This window comes from Klebsiella sp. M041, assembly GCF_059759695.1.
In genome coordinates this window covers 232,444-255,674 of the sequence record NZ_JCAXWU010000003.1, presented here as the reverse complement: position 1 = coordinate 255,674, position 23,231 = coordinate 232,444, and the positions used below count along the sequence as shown (strand labels likewise).

The following is a 23,231-nucleotide window of genomic DNA, read 5'->3' as shown; positions in this document are numbered from 1 at the left end:
CCAGGCCGGATAAGCGCAGCGCCATCCGGCAATCAAAGCCCCGCAGGTGGGGTATCCTGACAGATAAAGTACGGGCGCAGGCCGTTACACCAGGGTGCCGTAAATCGTCAGCAGCGCCATGATCACCACCACCACCAGCGAGGTTTTCTTGGCCATCGACACCGCGGCCTTTGGGGTCGCCACTTTATCCACGTGCGGTTCACGGGCCAGGGAATACTGCGCCAGGCGGGTCAATACCTGATACTGCGACGAATGGCGGTCGCCTAACGATGCAAACCACGCCGGAAGCGCTTTCTCTCCATGCCCCACCAGGGCATAGACAACCCCCACCAGACGCACCGGCAGCCAGTCGACAATATGCAGGATACCATCGATTCCAGACTGCAAACGGTGATGCGGCGTCTGGTAGCGCGCCAGCCACGTCTGCCAGGCACGCAGAACGCTATAAGCGATAAGCGTCAGCGGCCCCCACGCCCCACCCACCACAAACCAAAAGAGTGGCGCCAGGTAGTAACGATAGTTAATCCATAACAGCGCATTTTGCAGTTCGCTAAGGTACTCGCGCTCATCACAGCCCGGCGGGACGCCATGGATCAACGTCAGCTCGCTGGCCATCGCATCGCAGGCGCGGCTGTCATTGCGCGACGCCGCTTTCAGATAGGCATGATAGTGCAGCCGAACCTTGCCGGCGCCGATGCACAGCAGACCCAGCAAGATCCAGAACACCAGCAGCGGTACGTTGAACAGCTGCCCCTGCAGCAAGCGCTGAACGAGGTAGACCACCGCGACGGCGACCAGGGTCATCAGCAGCGTTCCCGGCAACGAGAAATGTTTTATCCGGCGGAACACCACCTCCAGCCGATGATCAAGCTGCCAGTGTTCGCCCAGTTTAAACAGGCGTTCAGCGATAAGCACCAGCAGCGTAGTAAACAGCGTCATGAGGTCTCCTTTTCTGACGGCGCGCTGAGCAGCGCACGAAATTTTTTCCAGTCAAAGGCCGGTCCCGGGTCTGTCTTGCGCACGGGCGCGATATCGCTATGGCCCGTGATGTTTGTGGCGATGGCAGGATAAATCGTGATAAGCAGATCCGTCACCGCCGCCAGCTGCTGGTACTGCGCATCGGTATACGCCAGGGTATCCGTGCCTTCCAGCTCTATGCCGATGGAAAAGTCATTGCAGCGTTCGCGCCCCTGATAGCAGGAGACCCCCGCATGCCACGCACGCTTATCGAAAGGCACATACTGCACGATTTCACCATCACGCCGAATCAGACAATGCGCCGAAACGCGCAGATGAGCGATCTCGGCAAAGAAAGGATGCGCGTGCGGATCCAGGGTGCCGGTGAACAGCGCGTCAATCCATGGACCACCAAATTCACCTGGTGGCAGGCTAATGTTATGCACCACCAGTAAGGAAGGGGCTTCTTCATCCGGACGGCAGTCATGGTGCGGCGAGGGAACCCGACGCGCGCCGACCAGCCATCCCTCGTTCAACTGCATGCGGGATCTCCTTTCGCGAACTCATGCTTCCGGGCCACACGCCGGCCCAAAGGATGAAGTGTGTATGGTACTGAAACGTCGTTCAGGTTAGCATGTTTCCCACTTCTGAATCTTATCTATCTGGAGCTTTATCATGTCGCCTCGTCGTTACAACCCCGACCGCCGCCGTGACGTGCTGCTGGAACGAATTAATCTCGATATTACCGATGCTGTCGCACACTCCCTGCGGGAAGATTTGGGCGGCGAAGTCGACGCCAGCAACGATATTAGCGCACAATTATTGCCGCAGGATGCTCGCTCCCATGCGGTGGTCATTACCCGCGAAGATGGGGTCTTCTGTGGTAAACGCTGGGTGGAAGAGGTCTTCATTCAGCTCGCCGGTGACGACGTGACTATCACCTGGCACGTCGCCGATGGCGACGCGGTCAAAGCCGATCAACCCCTGTTCGAGCTGGAAGGCCCATCGCGCATTCTGCTCACTGGCGAACGTACGGCGCTGAACTTTGTGCAAACCCTCTCCGGCGTCGCCAGCGTCGTCCGCCGCTATGTCGACCTGCTGGCCGGCACCAAAACCCAACTCCTGGATACGCGTAAAACGCTGCCAGGGCTGCGTACCGCGCTGAAATACGCGGTTCTCTGCGGCGGCGGCGCCAACCATCGTCTGGGGCTGTTCGACGCTTTCCTGATTAAAGAAAACCACATCATCGCCTCCGGCTCGATCCGTCAGGCGGTGGAGAAGGCGTTCTGGCTGCATCCTGATGTGCCGGTGGAAGTGGAAGTGGAAACGCTGGATGAGCTGGAGCAGGCGTTAAAAGCCGGGGCCGATATCATTATGCTCGATAACTTCACCACCGACCTGATGCGCGAGGCGGTGAAAATCACCGCTGGCCAGGCGGCGCTGGAGGTCTCCGGCAACGTCACCTTTGACACTATCCGCGAATTTGCCGAGACCGGGGTCGACTATATTTCCGTCGGGGCCCTGACCAAACATGTGCAGGCGCTCGACCTGTCGATGCGTTTCCGCTGAGGATTTGGCCTTCACGCTTCCGGGCGTGAAGGCCTGAATTTGCGACCCGACTCGCAGTCGCTCTTGCTCGCCATGCAATCCCGGTAAAAACCCTGGAACCCGGTTTCCCGGATCGTTTTCATCTCCTCGCCTGCCCCCCAGAATCCCGTCACAGTGCTCCTGTCACAACAAGGAGCGACTTATGGATAAACAACGAGGTTTTACCCTGATTGAACTGATGGTGGTCATCGGCATCATCGCCATTCTCAGCGCCATCGGCATCCCGGCCTACCAGAACTACCTGCGTAAAGCCGCCCTCACCGACCTGCTGCAGACCTTTGTCCCCTACCGGACGGCAATCGAACTTTGCGCGCTCGATCATGGCGGCCTGACGACATGCGACGGCGGCAGCAATGGCATCCCCTCGCCAACAACCACGCGCTACCTCTCCGCCATGAGCGTGGCCAAAGGCGTCGTTACCCTCACCGGCCAGGAAAGTCTCAACGGACTGGGCGTCACCCTGACCCCGACCTGGGATAACGCCGAAGGCGTCACCGGCTGGCAGCGGGTCTGCACTATCACCGACAACAGCGCACTTCAGCAGGCCTGCGAAGACGTCTTCCGGGTGAAGTGAGGGCGACAACATGAAAACAGAACAGCTGATCCCTCTCTGTCGTCGCCATCACGCCCTGCTGCTGCACAGCGATGAGCAGACGATATCCATTGCGGTGGTCGATACCCCACCGACGGAGCTAATGGAGGCACTGCGTTTCGCGACGCAAAAACGGATCGATATTGAATGCTGGAGCCAGGAGCAGATGGATAAGCGCCTGCAAGTCCAGGAAAAGCAGGCGCTGCTGGCGCAAAATGCAGGGCCGGAAAACATCGCCGAGCGGGTCAACCAGATCCTCGAGCAGGCCCTGCGTCAGCGGGCGTCCGATATTCATATCGAGCCCACGGAAGCGCACTTAAGGATCCGCCTGCGTGTCGATGGCGTGCTACACGCTCTGCCGCTGCTGGCGCCCGAGCTGGCCGCGCCGGTTATCGCACGACTCAAGGTGATGGCCAATCTCGATATCGCCGAGCATCGTTTGCCGCAGGATGGCCAGTTCGCGCTGAACCTCGCCGGACGGCCGCTCTCCTTTCGCATCGCCACCCTGCCCTGCCGCTATGGCGAGAAAATTGTCCTGCGCCTTCTGCATCAGGTTGACCAGGCGCTGGATCTGGAGGCTCTCGGCCTCTCATCCTCTCAGCTGGCGGCCTTTCGCCAGGCCCTGAATCAGCCGCAGGGGCTGCTGCTGGTCACTGGCCCAACCGGAAGCGGGAAAACGGTGACCCTCTATAGCGCCCTGCAGGCCCGAAACCGGGAGCAAGTGAACATCTGTAGCGTCGAGGATCCTCTGGAGATCCCTATCGCCGGGATGAACCAGACGCAAATCAATCCGCGCGCCGGGCTGACCTTTCACAGCGTGCTGCGCGCCCTGTTACGCCAGGACCCGGATATTGTGATGGTGGGTGAAATCCGCGATGCCGAAACCGCTGAAATCGCGCTGAAAGCCGCTCAAACGGGCCATCTGGTGCTCTCTACCCTGCACACCAATTCCACCAGCGAAACCCTCACTCGCCTGCAGCAAATGGGCATCGCCCGCTGGATGATCTCTTCTGCGCTCTCGCTGGTTATCGCCCAGCGTCTGGTCCGCAAGCTGTGCCCCCACTGCCGGCGCAATGCCGGCAGCGCCGCCGACCTGCCGCACAGTCTGTGGCCCCGCCCGCTGCCGCGCTGGCAGGCAGCAGGCTGCGAAAACTGTTATCACGGGTATCATGGCCGTCTGGCGCTGTTTGAGGTCTTGCCTGTCACCCCGGGGCTACGTCAGGGGATAGTCCAGGGACTCAACGCCCTTGAGATCGAATCTCTGGCGCGAGCCGCGGGCATGATGACGCTTTTTGAAAGCGGATGTCAGGCTATCGAACAGGGGTTGACGAGCCTCGAAGAGGTGGTGCGGGTGCTGGGGATCCCCCATGGCGACTAAGCGTCTCTGGCGCTGGCGAGGCGTCGATGCACAAGGCGCTCCTTGTCAGGGGATGCTATGGCAAGCCTGTCGTCCGGAGGTGCTGCATCACCTCCAGCAGCAGCGCATCATGCCGCTGGCTATACGCCGCTGTTCGGTGAAGCAAAGCCTGTGGCACCCGCGCTACAGCAGCGAAACCATCCGCCAGTTGGCAACCCTGCTGCAGGCCGGGCTACCGCTGGCGGAAGGGTTATCGCTGTTGGCGCAGCAGCAACCGCATGCGCAGTGGCAGGCGCTGCTTGAGGCGCTGGGCCGCGAACTGGCCCAGGGCGTAGCCTTCTCTGCCGCACTGGCGCAGTGGCCGCAGGCTTTTCCGCCACTGTATCTGGCGATGATTAGCACCGGCGAACTGACGGGCAAGCTCGATATTTGCTGCCAGCAGCTGGCCAACCAGCAGCAGGAGCAGCAGCGGCTTGCCGGCAAGGTCAAAAAGGCGCTGCGCTACCCGCTAATCGTGCTCACTCTGGCGCTGCTGGTGGTGCTTGGAATGCTCTATTTTGTCCTTCCCGAATTCACCGCCATCTACCAGACGTTCAATACGCCGCTGCCGTTGTTGACGCGAATGGTTATTGCGGCAGGCGACATGCTGAGCCGCGGCTGGCCGTTGCTGTTGGCCTTTCTGCTGAGCCCGCTGCTGCTCAACCAGCTGGTCCGGCAGCGCGCCGACTGGCTGCTGCGTCGCCAGCAGCTGCTTAACGCGCTCCCTCTCGTCGGCCCCCTGATCGGCGGCCAACAGCTGAGCCTGATATTCACCGTTCTGGCGTTAACCCAAAGCGCCGGTATCAGCTTTCTGCAGGGGCTGCAAAGCGTTGAAGAGACCCTGTCGTGCCCGCTGTGGCGCCAGCGCCTGGCGCAGGCCCGCGCGCTGATCGTTCAGGGGGATCCGATCTGGCAGGCGTTAAGCCGCTGCGGCGGTTTTACACCGCTGTGTCTGCAGCTCATCCGTACGGGGGAAAGCGCGGGGGCGCTGGATCAGATGCTGGAAAACCTGGCGCATCATCATCGTGAGCAGACCCATCAGCGAGCCGACAGTCTGGCTGCGCATCTGGAACCCCTGATGCTGGTAATAACCGGCTCGCTGGTTGGGATCCTGGTGGTGGCGATGTATTTGCCCGTTTTTCACCTGGGCGATGCCATTGGCGGGGCGGGAGGATGAGAAACGCTGGCACCGTGCAGGCGCCAGCGCAGCCGGTTACAGGCTGTTGAATACCCGGTTCTCTTGTTCCTGAACGCGGATAAAGGTGGTGCGTTTGGTCAGCTCTTTCAGTCGCGAGGCGCCAACGTAGGTGCAGGCTGAACGCAGGCCGCCGAGAATGTCGCGCGCGGTATTGTCCACCGGGCCACGCAGCGGCAGCTTCACGGTTTTCCCTTCCGCCGCGCGGTATTTCGCGACACCGCCCACATGGCGGGTCATCGCCGACTCGGAGCTCATACCGTAAAACAGCATGAATTTTTCACCGTTCTCTTCAACCACAGTACCGCCGCTCTCTTCGTGGCCCGCCAGCATACCGCCGAGCATCACGAAATCAGCGCCGCCGCCGAAGGCTTTCGCCACATCGCCCGGCATGGTGCAACCGCCATCGCTGATGATCTGGCCGCCAAGGCCGTGTGCGGCATCAGCACACTCGATCACGGCGGAGAGCTGCGGGTAGCCGACCCCGGTTTTGACACGGGTGGTGCAAACGGACCCCGGGCCAATGCCAACTTTGACGATATCGGCGCCGGAGAGGATCAGCTCTTCGCACATTTCACCGGTGACCACGTTCCCGGCGATAATGGTTTTTTGCGGCCAGGCTTCGCGCGCCTTCGCCACAAACTGAACGAAGTGTTCAGAGTAGCCATTGGCGACGTCAATGCACACAAAATTCAACTGTGGGTTCTCAGAGAGGATCTGTTGCGTTTTATCGAAATCCGCGTCGGAAGTACCGGTGGAAACCATCACATGCTTGAGAACGTCTGCGGATACGCTCTGGACAAACGCCTGCCATTCTTCAGCGGTGTAGTGCTTGTGTACTGCGGTAAGAATGCCAAAAGTGGCCAGCGCTTTCGCCATGCTGAAGGTGCCGACGGTATCCATGTTTGCCGCAATAATCGGCACGCCGGACCAGGTCAGGCCTGAATGTTTAAAGGTGAATTCACGTTCCAGCTCAACATCAGAACGGCTTTTGAGGGTAGAGCGTTTCGGGCGGATAAGAACGTCTTTGAAACCAAGCTTCAGATCTTCTTCAATACGCATGTGCGAATTCCTGGGGTTAATGGCATTAATGTGAGAGCACAACTCCAGTGACGTTATCATACGCACGAATCAGGCCCGCGCAAGACTGCGATTTTCACTTTTTTTACGCTACAATCGTATAAATTTACCTGGTGAATGGAGAAAAAAACGCTTATGTCTCCACCCGCCAGCGTATTATTTTTAACCATTTGATTTGCTTGATTAAAATAAACAGAATAGCGGACGGCGCTCCCGGTTGGCACGGGGACATCACGACAAGATCGCTGTCGCCTCTCCGGCATACTGCCCGTCCTCGCTGTCTGAATACCAAAAAATACGAGCAATCCGTTTCAGGGTCAGAAGATATGGGGTACACAGTCGCGTTAACAGGCGGGATTGGCAGCGGTAAAAGTACGGTTGCCGACGCCTTCGCGCAGCTCGGGATTAACGTTATCGATGCCGATGTTATCGCCCGCCAGGTAGTCGAACCCGGCACCCCGGCGTTCCAGGCCATTGCCGGCCACTTCGGGCCACAGATGATCGCGCCCGACGGCACGCTAAACCGCCGTCTGCTGCGGGAAAAAATTTTTGCTCAGGTGGAGGAAAAAGCCTGGCTCAACGCGCTGTTGCATCCGCTAATTCAGCAGGAAACGCGCCGCCAGATGCAGGCCGCCACCTCCCCTTATCTCCTCTGGGTCGTACCTTTGCTGGTCGAAAACCGCCTGTCCAGCCAGGCCGATCGCGTCCTGGTCGTCGATGTGCCAAAAGAGACGCAAATCGAACGCACCATTCTGCGCGATAAGGTCAGCCGCGAACATGCTGAACATATTCTTGCCGCCCAGGCCACGCGCGAGCAGCGCCTGGCCGTCGCGGACGATGTTATTGAAAACACTGGCACGCCGGATGCAGTGGCATCGGATGTTGCCCGCCTGCACGAAAAGTACTTAACGCTGGCATCGCAGGCCGCCTCACAGGAAAACTCGTAATGCATACCCCCGTTCTGTTTGAACATCCTCTTAATGAGAAAATGCGCACCTGGCTGCGCATCGAATTTCTGATCCAGCAGATGGCTTTCCATCCGATGATTGCCAGCCATGCCGATGCGCTCCATTTTTTCCGTAACGCCGGCGATCTGCTGGATGTCCTGGAGCGCGGCGAGGTGCGTACCGATCTGGTCAAAGAGCTGGAGCGCCAGCAGCGTAAGCTCCAGTCCTGGGCAGAAGTGCCGGGAGTCGATCAGGAGCGTATTAACGCGCTGCGCCAGCAGCTCAAGCAGTCTTCCAGCACCCTGATGGCCGCGCCGCGCATTGGTCAGTTTCTGCGTGAAGATCGCCTGATTGCGCTAGTGCGTCAGCGTCTGAGTATCCCTGGAGGCTGCTGCAGCTTCGATTTACCGACCCTGCATATCTGGCTCCATATGCCGCAGGCGCATCGTGACGAGCAGGTGGCCAGCTGGCTTGCCAGCCTCGATCCTTTGGTCCAGTCCCTGAGCCTGATCCTCGATCTGATCCGTAACTCCGGGCAGTTTCGCAAACAGACCAGCCTCAATGGCTTTTATCAGGATAATGGCGAAGATGCCGATCTGCTGCGCCTGCGTCTCGATCTGGCCCACCAGCTTTATCCGCAGATCTCCGGCCATAAGAGCCGTTTCGCCATCCGCTTCCTGCCGCTGGACAGTGAGTATGGGATCGTGCCGGAGCGCTTTGATTTTGAACTGGCCTGCTGTTAAGGAGATAACATGTCAGAAGAGACTATCGTCAATTGTCCGACCTGCGGCAAAAATGTGGTATGGGGTGAACAAAGCCCCTATCGTCCGTTCTGCAGCAAGCGCTGCCAGCTGATCGATTTGGGAGAATGGGCAGCAGAGGAGAAGCGCATCCCCAGCGCGGGCGATCTCTCCGATAGCGATGACTGGAGCGAACAGCAGCCCTGATTTGACGGCACGCTAACCCAACGCCTGTTGGGTTAGTCTCCCGACCCGGGGCTCAGCCCTGGGAGATAAGTTTGCGGATAACCGGTTCATTCGCCGGGGGAAACGCCGCCGGATCCAGCGCCTGCCGCGCCATCCACTGTCCCGGCTGCCCCTCTTTGCCCCAGGGCTCGCCTTCCCAGCTTTCCACGAGGAAAAACCACAGCGTAATGTGGCGATCGGGGAACTGATACTCCAGCTTATCAAATAGTGAAAACGTGGTGACCGTAATCCCCACCTCTTCCTGTAGCTCGCGGATCAATGCCTGCTCTGGCGTTTCAGCAGATTCAATCTTCCCGCCCGGGAACTCCAGTTTATTCGCCATATGGGCATCGGCGGCGCGCTGGGTAATAAAGATGTCGCCTTCTGGATTGCGAATTATCCCTACGGCGATTTGCAGTTTTTTCATTGAATCAGCTCCATAAAAAAGGCGCAGAACTCTGCGCCTTTGTTTTTTTATCAGCCCTTAGCTCAGACGGCCATGGCACTGTTTGTATTTTTTACCGGAACCGCACGGGCAGGGATCGTTACGCCCCACTTTACGTTCGCCGGTTTGCGCCGCCAGATCCTGTGCAGCGGCTTCATCATCGCTCTGATGGCTGAGCTGCTGCATCTGCGCCAGGCGCTCGGCCTCTTCACGACGCTGCTGCTCCATCGCCTCGACTTCTTCCGGCATCCGCACCTGCACTTTGCTCAGGGTGCTGATCACTTCATACTTCAGTGACTCCAGCATCGCGGCAAACATAGAGAACGATTCGCGCTTGTACTCCTGCTTCGGATCTTTCTGCGCATAGCCGCGCAGGTGGATACCCTGGCGCAGGTAGTCCATCGCCGCCAGGTGTTCTTTCCACAGCGAATCCAGGGTCTGCAGCATCACGCCTTTCTCGAAGTGGCGCATCATTTCGGCGCCGACCACTTCTTCTTTACGCTGGTAGGTCTCTACCGCGCTCTGCAGAATACGTTCGCGCAGGGTCTCTTCATGCAGCTCCGGCTCTTTATCCAGCCACTCTTTGATTGGCAGGTCGAGGTCGAAGTCGTTTTTCAGACGCTCCTGCAGGCCTTCGATATCCCACATTTCCTCCAGCGACTGCGGCGGAATATGGGCATCGATAGTCGCCTTAAACACGTCTTCGCGGATGCTGTTGATGGTTTCGCTGACGTCAGACACGTCCAGCAGTTCGTTACGCTGGGTGTAAATTGCCCGGCGCTGGTCGTTGGCCACATCATCATATTCCAGCAGCTGCTTACGAATATCGAAGTTACGGCTCTCGACTTTACGCTGTGCGTTGGCGATAGCCTTGGTGACCCACGGGTGCTCAATGGCTTCGCCGGGTTTCATCCCCAGTTTACGCATCATGCCGGATACGCGATCGGAGGCGAAGATACGCATCAGGGCATCTTCCATCGACAGGTAGAAGCGGGAAGAACCGGCATCCCCCTGACGACCGGCACGGCCGCGCAGCTGGTTATCGATACGGCGCGATTCATGACGCTCGGTACCGATGATGTGCAGGCCGCCTGCGGCCAGTACCGCATCGTGGCGCACCTGCCAGTCGGCTTTGATTTGTTCAATCTGCTCAGGCGTTGGGTTTTCCAGCGCCGCGACTTCCGCCTGCCAGCTACCGCCGAGCATAATATCGGTACCACGGCCCGCCATGTTGGTAGCGATGGTCACCGCGGAAGGATAGCCTGCCTGGGCGACGATATCCGCTTCGCTGGCGTGGAACTTGGCGTTCAGAACGTTGTGCTTAATGCCGGCTTTAGTTAGCTCACGGGAAACCACTTCCGATTTCTCGATCGAGATTGTCCCCACCAACACCGGCTGACCGGCTGCGGTACGGGTTTTAATATCTTCGATAATCGCCTGAATTTTTTCCGCTTCGGTCATATAGACCAGATCCGCCATGTCTTTACGGATCATCGGACGGTTGGTCGGGACGACCACGGTATCCAGCTTGTAGATGGAGCTGAATTCAAAGGCTTCAGTATCGGCGGTACCGGTCATCCCCGCCAGTTTCTCATACAGACGGAAATAGTTCTGGAAGGTGATAGAGGCCAGGGTCTGGTTCTCGTTCTGGATCTCCACGCCCTCTTTGGCCTCAACGGCCTGGTGCAGGCCATCGGACCAGCGGCGGCCCTGCATCGTACGGCCAGTGTGCTCATCAACGATGATAACTTCACCATCTTTAACGATGTAGTCAACGTCGCGGGTGAACAGCGCATGGGCGCGCAGCGCGGCGGTAACGTGGTGCATCAGCATAATGTTGGTCGGGGAGTACAGGGACTCACCTTCATCCATAATGCCTTCCTGTACCAGCAGCTCTTCAATCAGTACCAGACCGCGTTCGGTCAGGTTAACCTGACGCGCTTTTTCATCCACCGAGAAGTGGCCTTCGCCGGTGAAGGTGTCCGAATCCTCTTTTTCCTGACGGATCAGGTGTGGAATGATCTTGTTGACCTTGCGGTACATTTCAGAGCTGTCTTCCGCCGGGCCGGAAATGATCAGCGGGGTACGCGCCTCATCGATCAGGATGGAGTCCACCTCATCCACCAGCGCATAGTGCAGTTTACGCTGAACGCGCTCTTCCGGGCTGAAGGCCATGTTGTCGCGCAGGTAATCGAAGCCGTATTCGTTGTTGGTGCCATAGGTGATATCGGCAGCGTAGGCTTCACGCTTCGCCGGCGCCGGCAGGCCGGACATGTTGATGCCAACGGTCATGCCGAGGAATTCGAACAGCGGGCGGTTATTTTCGGCGTCACGCTGGGCCAGATAATCGTTGACGGTCACCACGTGAACGCCTTTGCCGGTCAGCGCATTGAGGTAGGCCGGCAGGGTCGCGGTCAGGGTTTTACCTTCACCGGTACGCATCTCGGCGATGCAGCGATCGTTAAGCACCATACCGCCCAGCAGCTGAACGTCGAAGTGACGCATGCCGAACACGCGCTTACTGGCTTCGCGAACGACGGCGAAAGCTTCAGGGATCAGGTTTTCCAGCACTTCGCCTTTTTCCAGGCGCGCGCGGAATTCAGCGGTTTTCGCTTTCAGCTCGTCATCAGAGAGTTTTTCCATCGCCGGTTCCATACCGTTGATGATATTGACGACTTTGCGCATACGACGCAGCGTACGGTCGTTACGGCTGCCGAAAACCTTGGTTAACATTTTAATAAGCATAATAAAATCTCAAACGCCCCGCGGTGCGGAGTCACAAAAAATAGGATAGTCCGTGGTTATTTTCAGCTGAGACGTTGAGGCCCTGCGCGGATCCCCGCCACCTGGCTTATCCAGGCGCTGACGCGGAAGGCAGAATATGAGGAAGGGATATACGCCGCCTGGCGGAACACCACCGGCGGCGTGCTGTCCTGCGTCAGCAGCGCGCTGAGCGTGTCGAGCAGCGCCAGATGCTGCGCCTGCAGCGGGGACGCTTCTTCCGCGACCGGCAAGGCCTGCGGCGCCATGGCGAAAGAGAGATGACGAATAACGGTGCGAATGGCGTGCTGATGCCAGTAGTCGACGGTAAAGTTTGGCCGGCGATTCGTCTCCAGCAGCGCCAGCTGGGAGAAATTAACTTTGCTCGGATTATGGTTGCTGGCGGTCGCCTTCGCTGGCGTCGCGGTCTCATGGCCGTTGCTTAGCGCAGGCAGGCCGAGGCTGGCCGCGACCATCCCCAACAGGAGATGCGGCCAAAAATACCGTCTGCCAAACTGTCGCCAGCGCGTCAGCAATCCACTCACGTTCATTACCTTTCTTTGGTATACCCGTTGTCGTTCAGGCTGTCTCTTTATTAACGTTTTTCGCAGGACAACCTGATGTCCACGGGGTAAAGCAACCCGGAGAAATAATTTTGCGCTCAAATACTAACATTAATAGCGCGCTGAGGCAGCATGAATGAAGGCTGTTGCCCGGGGAAAACGCTTAATAAAGCAGCGAACGCGCGCTAATTATTACCCAGAAATCGCAGCGAAAAATAACGGGAAGAGGCTATAAAAGAAAAACGACTGGTTCCCTGGTCGGAGAGAGTACCAGGTTACCAGTCGAATTTACTGAATGGTCAGGCTTACGCCAAAACCATCGACGGTGCGCGGAACGCCATTGGCAGTTTTGCGTCGTCTTCGAAGGTCACATACTCCCAGGCTTCCTGTTTTGCCAGAACAGCCTGCAGCAGTTTGTTATTCAACGCGTGACCCGATTTGTACGCCGTGAATGCGCCGATAATGTTGTGACCACACATAAACAGGTCACCGATCGCATCCAGCATTTTGTGGCGAACAAATTCGTCTTCAAAGCGCAGACCGTCTTCGTTCAGTACGCGATAATCGTCAACAACGATGGCACAATCGAAGCTGCCGCCCAGGCACAGGCCGCGGGACTGCAGATATTCGATATCGCGCATGAAACCGAAGGTACGCGCACGACTAATCTGACGCATGAACGCATCGGCCGAGAAGTTCAGCGTATAGCGCTGGGTGCTGGCATCAATCGCCGGATGGTTAAAATCGATGGTAAAGTCCAGCGAAAAACCATTGTACGGTTTGAATTCAGCCCATTTGTCGCCATCTTCGACGCGAACCGTCTCTTTGATACGTACAAATTTCTTGGCGCAGTTCAGTTCATCGATGCCGGCGTCCAGCAACAAATAAACGAACGGAGCCGCACTGCCGTCCATAATCGGGATTTCCGGTGCATCGACTTCAACAATAATGTTGTCGATACCCAGACCAGCCAATGCGGCGTTCAGGTGTTCAACCGTAGAAATCCGCACGTCATGCTCATTAACCAGGCAAGTACAGAGCATGGTATCACGCACAGATTTGGCATCAGCCGGAAAATCTACCGGTGGATTCAAGTCGGTGCGACGATAGATGACCCCGGTATTTGCCGGCGCAGGGCGTAACGTCAGTGTGACTTTCTTGCCGGTATGCAAACCGACACCAGTCGCCTGAACGATACGTTTAAGAGTCCTTTGTTTGATCATCGTATAATCTCGCCAATTTACCTATCCAACCGAAGTGTACACCACTATCGGGAGGCCAGTTTAGCACAAAGAGCGCAGATGCCCAACTTCCAGTCGATTCTTAATCGGCTTGCTTACGCAGGAAGGCTGGGATATCCAGATAATCCGGCTCTTTCGCGGTTTGCGGCGTATTGTCGTTCACCACTTTTGCCGCCGGCTTCTGCTCTTGCGTCAGCGGGGACATACCGTGCTGCTGGTAGCGATCCATCACCGGCTGCTGAACCTGTTTGTTGGTCACCAGGGTAATTTCCGGACGCTTGTCCATGCCGATACCGGTCGCCACTACGGTGACGCGCAGTTCGTCGTTCATATCCGGGTCCAGAGAGGTACCGATAACCACGGTAGCGTTATCCGAAGCAAATGCGCGGATGGTGTTACCCACGGTTTCGAACTCATCCAGACGCAGGTCGAAGCCCGCGGTGATGTTAACCAGCACGCCGCGCGCGCCGGACAGGTCGATATCTTCCAGCAGCGGAGAAGAGATAGCCATTTCAGCCGCTTCTTCCGCACGGTCTTCACCGCTCGCCACGCCGGAGCCCATCATCGCGTAGCCCATTTCTGACATCACGGTACGGACGTCCGCGAAGTCGACGTTCATCAGGCCCGGACGGGTGATCAGTTCGGCGATACCCTGCACCGCGCCTTTGAGGACGTCGTTTGCCGCGCCGAACGCGTCAAGCAGAGAAATGCCGCGGCCAAGTACTTTCAGCAGCTTGTCGTTCGGGATGGTGATCAGTGAGTCAACGTGCTTGGACAGCTCGGTGATCCCCTGCTCAGCAAACGCCATGCGCTTCTTGCCTTCAAAATTAAACGGCTTAGTGACCACCGCCACGGTGAGGATCCCCAGATCCTTAGCCACTTCGGCAACAACAGGCGCCGCGCCGGTACCGGTACCGCCGCCCATGCCTGCCGCGATGAACACCATGTCTGCGCCATCAAGGGCCGCACGCAGCGCTTCACGGTCTTCGTCCGCCGCATTACGGCCGACTTCCGGGTTCGCGCCAGCGCCCAGACCTTTGGTAATACCGCTACCGATCTGGATAGTCTGGCCAACAGCCGTTTTACGCAGCGCCTGCGCATCGGTGTTCACCGCGAAGAATTCAACACCCTCAATGCGCTCGCGCACCATGTGTTCAACGGCATTACCGCCGCCGCCACCGACGCCGATGACTTTAATCACCGCGTCGTTGGTCAGTTCCATAGGTTCAAACATAGTTTCTCTCCGTTTTGTGCCTGTCGCCTGAGAACGCTAATTGTCTGCGTTCTCTTAAAAAATTAAAACTCTTTTCGCAGCCAGCTGTTGAGTCGCTTAATCCACGAGCCCACCGACGCCGTCACGCGTTTTTCGACTTCCGCTTCACCACTCAGATGTGACTCTTTTCCGTAGTGCAGCAGCCCCACCGCCGTCGAATAATACGGCTCCTGGGCATAGTCCGTTAAACCGGTGATGTTCAGCGGCGCGCCAATGCGCACCTGAGTATGGAACACGCGCTGCGCACAGGCCGCCAGACCTTCAATTTGCGCCGCGCCGCCGGTTAACACAATCCCCGCCGCCAGATGGTGTTTAACCCCCTGCTGGCGGAGCTGTTCCTGCAGCTGCAGGATCTCTTCATTGACCAGATTAAGCAGTTCGGTATAGCGCGGTTCAATCACCTCAGCCAGCGTCTGACGCTGCAGGCTACGCGGCGGCCGTCCGCCTACGCTCGGTACTTCGACGTTTTCGTCTTTACCGACGATGGAACCCAACGCGCAACCGTGACGAACCTTAATGGCTTCGGCGTCGCTCGGCGGCGTACCGAAGGCATAGGCGATATCGCTGGTCACCACGTTGCCCGCGTACGGGATCACTTTGGTGTGACGCAGCGCGCCGCCGGTATAGACGGCGATATCCATTGTACCACCGCCAATATCCACCACGCAGACGCCCAGCTCACGTTCGTCTTCTGTTAATACGGAATAACTGGCCGCTAAACCGGCGAAAATAAGTTGGTCAACTTTCAGACCACAACGTTCCACCGCTTTAACAATGTTTTTCGCCATATCGTTATGGCAGGTAATCAGATGTACCTTCGCCTGCATACGCACGCCGGACAGTCCTACCGGGTTTTTTATCCCTTCCTGGTAGTCAATGGCGTATTCCTGCGGAATCACGTGCAGGACGCGATGCTCATCGCGTACGCGAACTGACTTCGCGGTATGGACCACGTTCTCGACGTCGTCCAGCGTCACTTCTTCTTCCGAAATCGGTACCATCCCGATTTCATTCTGACAGCTTATATGTTTACCCGAAAGAGCCAAATAAACTGATGAAATCTGGCAATCCGCCATCAGTTCGGCCTGGTCGATGGCGCGCTGTACGCATTTCACCACCGACTCGAGGTCGTTCACACCGCCTTTATCCATACCACGCGATGGGCAACTGCCCACGCCGATGATATTAATCATGCCGTCGGGCAGAACTTCCCCTACTAAAGCGGCCACCTTGGCGGTGCCAATCTCCAGTCCAACTACCAGTTTTCTGTCCGTCGCCTTGATCATTGTTGTTCTGCCTGTGCCTGATTCTGTTGTTGATTAGTTTCCTCTGCGGGAGCAGGTACCCAGCCCACTGCCGCACCCGAGTCATAACGCAAATCAACGTAGCTAATCCGTTTGCCGTCGGTCTGCGCCTGCTGCTGAAGAACCGGGTAGAGTTCCATAAAGCGCTGAAGCCGTTTCATGGTGTCGCCACGGCCAAGGTTGAGCTTAATGTCATTATTAAGCGTCAACTGCCAGGAACGACGGGCGGTCATTGCCGCCACTTTCAACGTGAATTTATCCTTTGCCAGCACCTGCCCCATGTCACGGTACCCTTGCAGCACTTCGTTCTCGCTGCCTTCCGGGCCATATAACATCGGTAAATTCTGTTTGCTGGTGCGATCCGCCGGCACGCTGAAGGCATTTCCTTCTGCATCCACCATATGTTGATCATTCCAGCGTGCAATCGGAACATATTCAACCAGATGAATCTTCAATTCATCGGGCCACTGCTTTCGGACGCTCGCCTGCTTAATCCATGGCAGACGTTCAATCTGACTCTGAATGATGTTCACATCCTGAGTCATAAAGGTGCCCGGCGAACCCAGCGCCAGGATCGCCTGGCGGATGTCATCATTGCGCGTATAGTGACGCTCGCCGGTCACCACCATCTTCGACAGCGGTAAACGCTGCGCGTCTTCCATCCAGCCAAGAACCATCCACCCGCTGACCAGCACGGTAAACAGCACCGCCAGCAGGAAAACGATCCCTGCCAGCCGCGTTCCATTACTCCGACGCGAAGAAGAAACGTCCTCTTCATGGTTCCGCGTATTCAGCGCAGCCTGCGACATATCACCCCGCCAGGTCCAGAATTCGTACAACAAGCTGGGAGAAGCTCATTCCTGCCTGACGCGCCGCCATCGGTACAAGGCTATGGCTGGTCATGCCCGGGGAAGTATTCGCTTCCAGCAGATAAAACTGGCCATCGCTGTCCAGCATGACGTCAATACGGCCCCAGCCTTTGCAACCCAGAACATTCCAGGCTTTAAGCACCAGGCTCTGAATGGCTGACTCACGCGCTGGATCTTCCAATCCTGGGCAGAAATATTGCGTCTCATCAGAGAGATACTTCGCCTCATAATCATAGAAGGTTCCAGCCGCCTGGATACGTATTGACGGTAAAATTTCTTCACCGACGATGGCGACGGTAAATTCCGGCCCACTGAGCCATTTTTCGACCAAAACTTCATCATCATGCTGAAAAGCCAGCGCCAGTGCACTCGCTAAATCACAGCTTTCGCTGACTTTCGACATCCCAACGCTGGAGCCTTCGCGGCTGGGCTTGATGATGAGCGGCAGACCCAGCTCCGCAATCTGCTGTTCGACATCAGCAGATAATCCGGCGCTAAACTGGGCGCGGGTCAGCGCCACCCACGGCGCGACCGGTAATCCGGCCCCCTGCCACAGCCATTTGCTGCGCAGTTTATCCATTGAAATCGCCGAAGCCATCACGCCGCTGCCGGTATAAGGCAGCTGGATCAGATCCAACAGCCCCTGCAGCGTGCCATCTTCCCCGCCGCGGCCGTGGAGTGCAATAAACGCTTTCTTAAAGCCCAGCTTTTTCAACTGGGTAATATCGACATCGCGCGGGTCAACCGGATGGGCATCCACCCCGGCTTCACGCAGCCCGGCCAGCACCGCGGCGCCTGAATTCAGCGACACTTCACGTTCAGCGGAGGTTCCACCGAAAAGCACCGCGATTTTATCAGCCATGGCGCTCCTCCTCCGTTTTTTGCGGGATCAGTTTGATTTCAGCCAGGTGACGGGCGATTTTTCCAATGTTTCCGGCACCTTGCACCAGCACTAAATCGTTACCGGTCAGCACCGACGCCAGCATCGCCGCGGCCTGCGCCGGGTCGGACACCAGAATCGGGTCGACTTTACCGCGACCGCGGATCGTACGGCACAGCGAGCGGCTGTCGGCGCCCGGGATCGGCGCTTCGCCTGCCGGGTAGACATCGAGCATCAGCAGCGCATCGACCTGGGTCAGCACGTTGGCGAAATCATCGTACAGATCGCGAGTACGGGTATAACGGTGTGGCTGGAATACCATCACCAGATTTTTATCCGGCCAGCCGGCACGCGCCGCTTTGATAGTGGCATCGACTTCCGTCGGGTGGTGGCCGTAGTCATCGATCAGCATCGCGCTGCCCGCTTTGCCGTTGACTTCCGCCAGCGGAAACTCGCCAAGAAAATCAAAGCGGCGTCCGGTTCCCTGGAAACTTTCCAGCGCGCGCAGGATCGCCTGATCGTCAATCCCCTCTTCCGTCGCCACGGCAACCGCCGCCGCCGCGTTCAGCGCGTTATGGCGTCCCGGGGCATTGAGCGTCACCTGCAGCAGTTCTTTATCCTGACGCACCAGGCGGAAATGCCCCTGCGCCCCAACCTGACGGTAGTCTTCTACGCGAACGTCGGCGTCGTCGCTGAAACCGTAGGTGGTGATCTGCCGGCCGACGCGCGGCAGCAGTTCACGAATAACCGGATCGTCCACGCACATTACCGCGCGTCCGTAGAACGGCAGGTTGTGCAGGAAATTAATAAAGGTCTGCTTCAGATTTTCGAAGTCGCCATGGTAGGTATCCATATGGTCGGCTTCGATGTTGGTCACAATCGCGACCATCGGCTGCAGATGCAGGAACGACGCATCGCTCTCATCCGCTTCCGCAATCAGGTAACGGCTATGGCCGAGACGGGCATGCACGCCCGCCGCTTTCACCAACCCGCCGTTGACGAAGGTCGGGTCCAGCCCGGCTTCGGCGTAAATACTGGACACCATCGCGGTGGTGGTGGTTTTGCCGTGAGTTCCGGCAATCGCGATCCCGTGACGGAAGCGCATCAGCTCCGCCAGCATTTCCGCACGGCGGATCACCGGGATGCGCGCTTCGTGCGCGGCGACGATTTCCGGGTTATCGGCGGAAATCGCGCTGGAAACGACCACAACGCTGGCATCGCGCACGTTTTCCGGGCGATGGTTGAAATAAATGGTGGCGCCAAGCTGCGACAGCTGCTGGGTCACCGGATTCGGCGCCAGGTCGGAGCCGCTGATCTGGTAACCTTCATTAGCCAACACTTCGGCAATACCGCCCATACCGGCACCGCCGATGCCGACAAAGTGAATGTGCCGGACGCGACGCATCTCGGGCACTATGGAACGCAGTTTTGCCAAATCTTGTGTATTCATTCTTTACGCCATCAACTTCTGTATTCGGGCGGTGAAAATCACCGCAATTAGCGCGCCAAAGCTACGGCGCTGACCTCTTCTGCTACCCGCTCGGTAGCGTCCGGAATCGAAGCGCCACGCGCTCGTTCCGCCATATCCAGCAAGGTTTCCCGATCCCAGCTCGCCAGAGTAGAGGCTACCGCCTCTACCGTGAATGCCGGCTGTTCGAGAATTTTCGCCGCGCCGGCTTTCTCCAGCGGCAGCGCATTCCAGTACTGCTGACGATCTTTGTGCTGGAACGGTACAAACAGCGCCGGTAAGCCCGCGGCCGCGATTTCGCTAACCGTCAGCGCGCCGGAACGGCAAACCACGACATCTGCCCAGGCATACGCCGCGGCCATATCATCAATAAATTCCGTCACTTTATGCTGCGGCTGCCCCGCGGCGGCATAGGCCTGCTGCACGGTTTGCTGGCCGCCTTTACCACTCTGATGCCAGATGGTCACCGTATCGCCGAGCTTCGCCGCCACCTGCGGCATGGTCTGGTTCAGGACGCGCGCGCCCTGAGAGCCACCGACCACCAGTACGCGAATCGGCCCCTGACGGCCCACCAGACGCTGCCCCGGCAGCGGCAGCGCCAGCACATCGGTGCGCACCGGATTCCCGACCACGTCCGCATGCGGAAAGGCGCCGGGAAACGCCTGCATCACTTTCTTCGCAATCTTCGCCAGCCACTTGTTGGTCAGGCCGGCAATGCCGTTTTGCTCGTGGAGGACCACCGGGATCCCCAGCGACCACGCCGCCAGACCGCCAGGCCCGGACACATAGCCGCCCATGCCCAGCACCACGTCCGGCTGGAAACGCTTCATGATCGCCCGCGCCTGACGCCAGGCGTTGAAGATCCGCACCGGCGCCAGCAGCTGTGCTTTAATCCCTTTGCCACGCAGGCCGGAGATACGGATAAAATCAATCTCGATGCCGTTTTTCGGCACTAAATCCGCTTCCATACGATCGGCGGTACCCAGCCAGCGAACCTGCCAGCCCTGGTCCATTAGATGGTGCGCGACCGCCAGTCCCGGGAACACATGCCCGCCGGTACCGCCCGCCATCACCATCAACCGCTTTTCCTGACCGCTCATCGAACACCCCGTGTAAACGCCTGGGCTTTTTCCAGACGCGTTTCATAATCAATTCGCAACAACAACATGATGGCCGTCGACATAATCAGCAGACTGGAACCACCATAACTGATCAGCGGCAGCGTCAGACCTTTCGTCGGCAGCATCCCCGCCGCCGCCCCGACGTTAACTAACGCCTGGAAGCTAAACCAGATACCAATCGCACAGGCGAGGAAGCCGGAGAAGCGATGATCGATCTCCAGCGCTTTTCGGCCAATCGACATGGCGCGGAAAGCGACGAAGAATACCATTAAAAGCGCCAGTACCACACCGATATAACCGAGTTCTTCGCCGATGATGGCGAAGATAAAGTCAGTGTGCGCTTCCGGCAAATACTCCAGTTTTTGCACCGAGTTACCGAGTCCCTGCCCCCACATCTCGCCGCGGCCAAAGGCCATCAGCGACTGGGTCAGCTGGTAGCCGCTGCCGAACGGGTCTTCCCACGGGTTCCAGAAGGAGGTCACGCGGCGAATACGGTACGGTTCGGCGAGGATCAACAGGACCACCGCCGAGATGCCCATGCCGATAATGGCGATGAACTGCCACAGCTTGGCGCCGGCGAGGAACAGCATCGCCAGCGTGGTAACGAACAGCACCACCACCGTACCGAGGTCAGGCTGCGCCAGCAGCAGGATCGCCAGCACGAAAATCACGCCCATCGGTTTTAAGAAGCCGCGCAGGTTGTTGCGCACTTCGTCAGCTTTACGCACCAGATAGTTGGCGATGTAGCAGAACAGCGACAGCTTGGTGAACTCCGCCGGCTGAATGCGCAGCGGACCGAGGGCGATCCAGCGCGATGCACCGTTTACCGAGCTACCCACCACCAGCACGATCAGCAGCATGACGATCGAGGCGATCAGCATCGCGGTACTGTGGCGCTGCCAGAAATCCATCGGCAGTCGCAGCGTCACCAGCGCGAGGACAAAGGCCAGCACAATGTACAGGCCGTCACGCTTGGCGAAGAGGAAAGGATCGTTCGCCAGACGCTGCCCCACCGGCATTGACGCCGAGGTCACCATAATAAAGCCGATCGCCGCCAGGCCGAAGGTCAGCCACAGCAGCATCCGGTCATACATCACCAGACTGTCGTTATCTTTTGGGCGCGAGCCCATCACCCAGCCTTTCAGCGCGGCGAACAGCCAGGCGAAGATAAACATCCCCGGCAGTCGCGGCAGTCTCAACCGAGGCAAGCTCAGTTGCGGCATTCTCAGGCGTGGGAGAGAGAAACGCATCAACCTAACTCCTTCGCCAGGCGGGCAAACATCTCGCCCCGTTGTTCAAAGTTCTTAAACTGATCCAGGCTGGCGCAGGCCGGCGACAGGAGAACCATGTCGCCCGCTTTCACCAGGGGCGCAATCTGACGCATCGCCTGTTCCATGGTTTCAGTTTGTACCGCCACCTCAGGACGCAGCTCGGCGAGCTCGGCGCCGTCGCGACCAAAGCAGTACAGGCGGATACGATCGCCGCCAAGGTAGCGCTTCAGCGGGGTGAAATCAGCGGACTTGCCGTCGCCGCCCAGCAGCAGATACAGCGTGCCATCAAGCTGCAGGCCGTTCAGCGCCGCCTCGGTACTGCCGACGTTGGTTGCCTTCGAGTCGTTAATCCAGCGCACGCCGTTGTGATCCAGCACCAGCTGGAAGCGATGCGCCAGGCCGGTAAAGGTGGTCAGCGCCTTCAGGCTGCTGGCACGCGGCAGGCCCGCGGCATCGGCCAGCGCCAGCGCCGCCAGGGCGTTGCTGTAGTTATGCTGACCCGTGATAGACATCTCTTTTACATTGAGGACTTTCTCACCTTTAACGCGCAGCCAGGTCTCGCCCTGCTGACGGTTAAGGTGGTAGTCACCGACATCGACGCCAAAGCTGATGCAGCGATCGTCCGCGCCGCGTACCGGCATGGTGAGCGCATCGTCCGCGTTGACCACGCAGGTCTTCGCATTCTCGTAAATCCGCAGCTTCGCCGCGCGATACTGCTGCAGCCCCAGCGGGTAGCGGTCCATATGGTCCTCAGTCACGTTGAGGATGGTTGCCGCCACCGCCTGCAGGCTGGAGGTGGTTTCCAGCTGGAAGCTGGAGAGCTCCAGGACATACAGCTCACGATCGGTATCCAGCAGCTTCAGCGCCGGCAGGCCGATATTGCCGCCCACGCCGACGTTAACCCCGGCCGCTTTCGCCATCTCGCCCACCAGGGTGGTGACGGTGCTTTTGCCGTTCGAGCCGGTAATGGCGATGATCGGCGCCTGCGCTTCGCGGCAGAACAGTTCGATATCGCCAACGATCTCTACGCCAGCGTCCGCCGCCGCGCTCAACGAAGGATGAGCCAGCGCGATGCCGGGACTGGCGACAATCAGATCCGCCGCCAGCAGCCAGGTATCATTGAGGCCGCCGACATGGCATTCGACCGATTCAGGCAATTTATCCAGCCCGGGAGGCGCGACGCGGGTGTCCATCACGCGCGGGGTTACGCCGCGCGCCATGAAAAAGTCCACGCATGACAGGCCGGTCATGCCCAGCCCAATAATGACGACTTTTTTACCCTGATAATCTGCCATG

22 protein-coding genes are annotated in these 23,231 nt (G+C 58.3%); 7 read left to right on the top strand and 15 right to left on the bottom strand.

All coding sequences use genetic code 11. The features are described 5' to 3' along the window. Positions 1 to 84: 84 nt before the first annotated feature. On the bottom strand, positions 85 to 939 hold the full coding sequence (ampE, locus tag AC6CWS_RS05065; RefSeq protein WP_065882754.1) for a beta-lactamase regulator AmpE: 855 nt from the start codon (positions 937 to 939) through the stop codon (positions 85 to 87). Then, a complete protein-coding gene (gene ampD, locus AC6CWS_RS05060) occupies positions 936 to 1,499 on the bottom strand; it encodes a 1,6-anhydro-N-acetylmuramyl-L-alanine amidase AmpD (RefSeq protein ID WP_023291992.1) in 564 nt (187 codons plus the stop codon). Before ampD ends, ampE begins: the two co-directional genes overlap by 4 nt. 133 nt (positions 1,500 to 1,632) lie before the next feature. Between ampD and nadC the strand changes: the two genes are divergently transcribed. The 4 genes from nadC (at position 1,633) to hofC (ending at position 5,730) form a co-directional block, all read left to right on the top strand. Continuing rightward, positions 1,633 to 2,526, top strand: coding sequence for a carboxylating nicotinate-nucleotide diphosphorylase (nadC, locus tag AC6CWS_RS05055; protein ID WP_023291991.1), 894 nt, complete (start codon positions 1,633 to 1,635; stop codon positions 2,524 to 2,526). Positions 2,527 to 2,707: 181 nt separating this feature from the next. Then, positions 2,708 to 3,139: a prepilin peptidase-dependent pilin gene (ppdD, locus tag AC6CWS_RS05050; protein ID WP_004204358.1), complete on the top strand. Its 432-nt coding sequence runs from the start codon at positions 2,708 to 2,710 to the stop codon at positions 3,137 to 3,139. 10 nt (positions 3,140 to 3,149) lie between these two features. Then, on the top strand, positions 3,150 to 4,535 hold the full coding sequence (gene gspE / locus AC6CWS_RS05045; RefSeq protein WP_023291990.1) for a type II secretion system protein GspE: 1,386 nt from the start codon (positions 3,150 to 3,152) through the stop codon (positions 4,533 to 4,535). Further along, a complete protein-coding gene (gene hofC, locus AC6CWS_RS05040) occupies positions 4,525 to 5,730 on the top strand; it encodes a protein transport protein HofC (protein ID WP_048336404.1) in 1,206 nt (401 codons plus the stop codon). Before gspE ends, hofC begins: the two co-directional genes overlap by 11 nt. Positions 5,731 to 5,766: 36 nt before the next feature. Here the strand turns inward: hofC and AC6CWS_RS05035 are convergent, their stop codons facing one another. Next, on the bottom strand, positions 5,767 to 6,810 hold the full coding sequence (locus AC6CWS_RS05035; protein ID WP_023291988.1) for a GMP reductase: 1,044 nt from the start codon (positions 6,808 to 6,810) through the stop codon (positions 5,767 to 5,769). A gap of 344 nt (positions 6,811 to 7,154) precedes the next feature. Here AC6CWS_RS05035 and coaE point away from each other — a divergent pair, with 344 nt between their 5' ends. From coaE to yacG, 3 genes are read left to right on the top strand one after another with little or no spacing between them, the layout of a single operon-like run. Next, positions 7,155 to 7,775 carry a dephospho-CoA kinase gene (coaE, locus tag AC6CWS_RS05030; RefSeq protein ID WP_065882755.1) on the top strand — a complete coding sequence of 207 codons (621 nt, stop codon included), beginning with the start codon at positions 7,155 to 7,157 and terminating at the stop codon, positions 7,773 to 7,775. Further along, positions 7,775 to 8,518 (top strand): cell division protein ZapD, encoded by a 744-nt coding sequence (gene zapD, locus AC6CWS_RS05025; RefSeq protein WP_017901182.1) that lies wholly within the window; start codon positions 7,775 to 7,777, stop codon positions 8,516 to 8,518. Before coaE ends, zapD begins: the two co-directional genes overlap by 1 nt. Before the next feature lie 9 nt (positions 8,519 to 8,527). After that, positions 8,528 to 8,722, top strand: coding sequence for a DNA gyrase inhibitor YacG (gene yacG, locus AC6CWS_RS05020; protein WP_004204348.1), 195 nt, complete (start codon positions 8,528 to 8,530; stop codon positions 8,720 to 8,722). 52 nt (positions 8,723 to 8,774) lie between these two features. On the opposite strand, the gene mutT is transcribed toward yacG, so the two are convergent. The 12 genes from mutT to murD form a co-directional block, all read right to left on the bottom strand. Then, positions 8,775 to 9,167 (bottom strand): 8-oxo-dGTP diphosphatase MutT, encoded by a 393-nt coding sequence (mutT, locus tag AC6CWS_RS05015; RefSeq protein ID WP_065882756.1) that lies wholly within the window; start codon positions 9,165 to 9,167, stop codon positions 8,775 to 8,777. A gap of 57 nt (positions 9,168 to 9,224) precedes the next feature. After that, positions 9,225 to 11,930, bottom strand: a complete 2,706-nt coding sequence (gene secA, locus AC6CWS_RS05010) for a preprotein translocase subunit SecA (RefSeq protein ID WP_023291985.1) — start codon at positions 11,928 to 11,930, stop codon at positions 9,225 to 9,227. 62 nt (positions 11,931 to 11,992) lie between these two features. Beyond that, positions 11,993 to 12,490 carry a secA translation cis-regulator SecM gene (secM, locus tag AC6CWS_RS05005; protein WP_196531386.1) on the bottom strand — a complete coding sequence of 166 codons (498 nt, stop codon included), beginning with the start codon at positions 12,488 to 12,490 and terminating at the stop codon, positions 11,993 to 11,995. Between the two features lie 323 nt (positions 12,491 to 12,813). Then, positions 12,814 to 13,731 (bottom strand): UDP-3-O-acyl-N-acetylglucosamine deacetylase, encoded by a 918-nt coding sequence (lpxC, locus tag AC6CWS_RS05000; protein WP_002888632.1) that lies wholly within the window; start codon positions 13,729 to 13,731, stop codon positions 12,814 to 12,816. A gap of 100 nt (positions 13,732 to 13,831) precedes the next feature. Then, positions 13,832 to 14,983, bottom strand: coding sequence for a cell division protein FtsZ (gene ftsZ, locus AC6CWS_RS04995; protein ID WP_002888628.1), 1,152 nt, complete (start codon positions 14,981 to 14,983; stop codon positions 13,832 to 13,834). A 62-nt stretch (positions 14,984 to 15,045) separates the two neighbouring features. Continuing rightward, entirely contained in the window at positions 15,046 to 16,308 is a 1,263-nt protein-coding gene (ftsA, locus tag AC6CWS_RS04990; protein WP_004204343.1) for a cell division protein FtsA, read from the bottom strand. Then, on the bottom strand, positions 16,305 to 17,135 hold the full coding sequence (ftsQ, locus tag AC6CWS_RS04985) for a cell division protein FtsQ (RefSeq protein ID WP_004204342.1): 831 nt from the start codon (positions 17,133 to 17,135) through the stop codon (positions 16,305 to 16,307). Before ftsQ ends, ftsA begins: the two co-directional genes overlap by 4 nt. A gap of 1 nt (position 17,136) precedes the next feature. Beyond that, positions 17,137 to 18,057, bottom strand: coding sequence for a D-alanine--D-alanine ligase (locus AC6CWS_RS04980; protein WP_065882757.1), 921 nt, complete (start codon positions 18,055 to 18,057; stop codon positions 17,137 to 17,139). Further along, a complete protein-coding gene (gene murC, locus AC6CWS_RS04975) occupies positions 18,050 to 19,525 on the bottom strand; it encodes a UDP-N-acetylmuramate--L-alanine ligase (RefSeq protein WP_065882758.1) in 1,476 nt (491 codons plus the stop codon). Before murC ends, AC6CWS_RS04980 begins: the two co-directional genes overlap by 8 nt. 47 nt (positions 19,526 to 19,572) lie before the next feature. Further along, positions 19,573 to 20,643 (bottom strand): undecaprenyldiphospho-muramoylpentapeptide beta-N-acetylglucosaminyltransferase, encoded by a 1,071-nt coding sequence (gene murG, locus AC6CWS_RS04970; protein WP_032429099.1) that lies wholly within the window; start codon positions 20,641 to 20,643, stop codon positions 19,573 to 19,575. Beyond that, a complete protein-coding gene (ftsW, locus tag AC6CWS_RS04965; protein WP_004204337.1) occupies positions 20,640 to 21,914 on the bottom strand; it encodes a cell division protein FtsW in 1,275 nt (424 codons plus the stop codon). The genes murG and ftsW overlap by 4 nt, the downstream gene beginning before the upstream one ends. Beyond that, positions 21,914 to 23,230, bottom strand: a complete 1,317-nt coding sequence (murD, locus tag AC6CWS_RS04960; RefSeq protein WP_065882759.1) for a UDP-N-acetylmuramoyl-L-alanine--D-glutamate ligase — start codon at positions 23,228 to 23,230, stop codon at positions 21,914 to 21,916. Before murD ends, ftsW begins: the two co-directional genes overlap by 1 nt. Position 23,231 lies beyond the last annotated feature (1 nt).

Excerpts from the sequence above, each read along its gene's own strand:
- ampE (WP_065882754.1), bottom strand. The coding sequence starts at position 939 with ATGACGCTGTTTACTACGCTGCTGGTGCTTATCGCTGAACGCCTGTTT.
- ampD (WP_023291992.1), bottom strand. The coding sequence starts at position 1,499 with ATGCAGTTGAACGAGGGATGGCTGGTCGGCGCGCGTCGGGTTCCCTCG.
- nadC (WP_023291991.1), top strand. The coding sequence starts at position 1,633 with ATGTCGCCTCGTCGTTACAACCCCGACCGCCGCCGTGACGTGCTGCTG.
- ppdD (WP_004204358.1), top strand. The coding sequence starts at position 2,708 with ATGGATAAACAACGAGGTTTTACCCTGATTGAACTGATGGTGGTCATC.
- gspE (WP_023291990.1), top strand. The coding sequence starts at position 3,150 with ATGAAAACAGAACAGCTGATCCCTCTCTGTCGTCGCCATCACGCCCTG.
- hofC (WP_048336404.1), top strand. The coding sequence starts at position 4,525 with ATGGCGACTAAGCGTCTCTGGCGCTGGCGAGGCGTCGATGCACAAGGC.
- AC6CWS_RS05035 (WP_023291988.1), bottom strand. The coding sequence starts at position 6,810 with ATGCGTATTGAAGAAGATCTGAAGCTTGGTTTCAAAGACGTTCTTATC.
- coaE (WP_065882755.1), top strand. The coding sequence starts at position 7,155 with ATGGGGTACACAGTCGCGTTAACAGGCGGGATTGGCAGCGGTAAAAGT.
- zapD (WP_017901182.1), top strand. The coding sequence starts at position 7,775 with ATGCATACCCCCGTTCTGTTTGAACATCCTCTTAATGAGAAAATGCGC.
- yacG (WP_004204348.1), top strand. The coding sequence starts at position 8,528 with ATGTCAGAAGAGACTATCGTCAATTGTCCGACCTGCGGCAAAAATGTG.
- mutT (WP_065882756.1), bottom strand. The coding sequence starts at position 9,167 with ATGAAAAAACTGCAAATCGCCGTAGGGATAATTCGCAATCCAGAAGGC.
- secA (WP_023291985.1), bottom strand. The coding sequence starts at position 11,930 with ATGCTTATTAAAATGTTAACCAAGGTTTTCGGCAGCCGTAACGACCGT.
- lpxC (WP_002888632.1), bottom strand. The coding sequence starts at position 13,731 with ATGATCAAACAAAGGACTCTTAAACGTATCGTTCAGGCGACTGGTGTC.
- ftsZ (WP_002888628.1), bottom strand. The coding sequence starts at position 14,983 with ATGTTTGAACCTATGGAACTGACCAACGACGCGGTGATTAAAGTCATC.
- ftsA (WP_004204343.1), bottom strand. The coding sequence starts at position 16,308 with ATGATCAAGGCGACGGACAGAAAACTGGTAGTTGGACTGGAGATTGGC.
- ftsQ (WP_004204342.1), bottom strand. The coding sequence starts at position 17,135 with ATGTCGCAGGCTGCGCTGAATACGCGGAACCATGAAGAGGACGTTTCT.
- AC6CWS_RS04980 (WP_065882757.1), bottom strand. The coding sequence starts at position 18,057 with ATGGCTGATAAAATCGCGGTGCTTTTCGGTGGAACCTCCGCTGAACGT.
- murC (WP_065882758.1), bottom strand. The coding sequence starts at position 19,525 with ATGAATACACAAGATTTGGCAAAACTGCGTTCCATAGTGCCCGAGATG.
- murG (WP_032429099.1), bottom strand. The coding sequence starts at position 20,643 with ATGAGCGGTCAGGAAAAGCGGTTGATGGTGATGGCGGGCGGTACCGGC.
- ftsW (WP_004204337.1), bottom strand. The coding sequence starts at position 21,914 with ATGCGTTTCTCTCTCCCACGCCTGAGAATGCCGCAACTGAGCTTGCCT.
- murD (WP_065882759.1), bottom strand. The coding sequence starts at position 23,230 with ATGGCAGATTATCAGGGTAAAAAAGTCGTCATTATTGGGCTGGGCATG.